Below are 1337 nucleotides of genomic sequence, written 5' to 3'. Positions count from 1 at the left end.
CTTCGGTGCCGAGATCGCGCAGTTCGTCCGGATCGCCGTTCAGATCGAAGAACATCGGCGCCAGGCCCTCGCCATGGACCAGTTTGAAGCGGCCGTCGGTGATCATGTAGAGCTTGCAGTCGGCGACCGGCATACCGAGCTTCAGCCGCGCGGCATCGCCGCCATAGTCGTACTCGCTCACCGCGTGGCGCCGCCAGTTCACGTCCTGGCCGGCCAGCAGCGGCGCCAGCGACCGGCCCTCGAGAACGTGCGGCTTCGCCTTGCCGCCGAAGAAGTCGAGGAAGGTGGGCGCGAGGTCGATCATCTCCACCAGCGCCTCCGACGTAGTGCCGCGCGTCGAGTCTGCCTGCCGGCGCGGATCGTAGACGATCATCGGCACCTTGGCCGCGACATCGTGGAACAGGTATTTTTCGCCCAGCCAATGGTCGCCGAGATAATCGCCGTGGTCGGAGGTGAACACGATCATCGTGTTGTCGAACAGGGCGCGCTGCTCCATGAACTCGAACAATCCGCCCAACTGATCGTCGATCTGCCTGATCAGGCCCATATAGCAGGGAACGACCGTTTCGCGGACCTCGTCGCGGGAGAAGTTCCTGGAATAGCGCTCCTGCTGGAAGGCTTCGAAGATCGGGTGAGGCGAGACGCGTTCTGCTTCGCTGCGCACGACCGGCTTTATGTCGGCCTTGCCGTACATGTCGTGATAGGGCGCCGGCACGATGTAGGGCCAGTGCGGCTTGATGTAGGAGAGATGCGCGCACCAGGCTTCGCCCTTTGCCTCGGCCTCCTCGATGAAGCGCATGGCGCGGCGCGTCATGTAGGGCGTTTCCGAATGCTCCTCGGGAATGCGCGCCGGCTTGTCGGCATGGACGAGCAGCCAGCCGTTGAAATTCTCGCCGTTCTCGCCTTCACCGGAATTGGCCCAGTGCTCCCACGGATTGGCGGCATCGAAGCCGTGCTCGCGCAGATATTGGTCGTAGGCCGGGTCGGGATCGTAGGCGGACGACGGATGCAACCCGTCGTCGCGCTCGAACGGTTCGAAGCCGCATTCGGCGACGCGCACGCCTATGATGGACGTCTTGTCGATGCCGAGGCGCTCCATGCCTTCCTCGTCGGCCCTCATATGCGTCTTGCCGATCAGCGCGCAGCGCACGCCGATCTCGCGCAGATGCTCGCCGAGCGTAGGCTCGCCGACCCTGAGCGGCACGCCGTTAAGCGTCGATCCGTGCGAGCGGACATAGCGGCCTGTATAGGCACTCATGCGCGAGGGCCCGCACACGGTCGATTGCACATAGGCGTTCGTGAAGCGCACGCCGCGGCTGGCCAGCCGGTCGATATTC

General features: G+C 64.3%; 1 protein-coding gene. It reads right to left on the bottom strand.

Annotated elements, in window-relative coordinates; genetic code table 11:
- Nucleotides 1-1337: sulfatase-like hydrolase/transferase (locus tag FJ980_RS32105; RefSeq protein ID WP_140547504.1), on the bottom strand; the 1337-nt coding region annotated here is incomplete at both ends.

It is taken from the genome of Mesorhizobium sp. B1-1-5 (assembly GCF_006443065.1).
Classification (GTDB): domain Bacteria; phylum Pseudomonadota; class Alphaproteobacteria; order Rhizobiales; family Rhizobiaceae; genus Mesorhizobium.
Note: the sequence above shows the minus strand (reverse complement) of the source record. Positions and strands in the feature narration are given on the sequence as shown.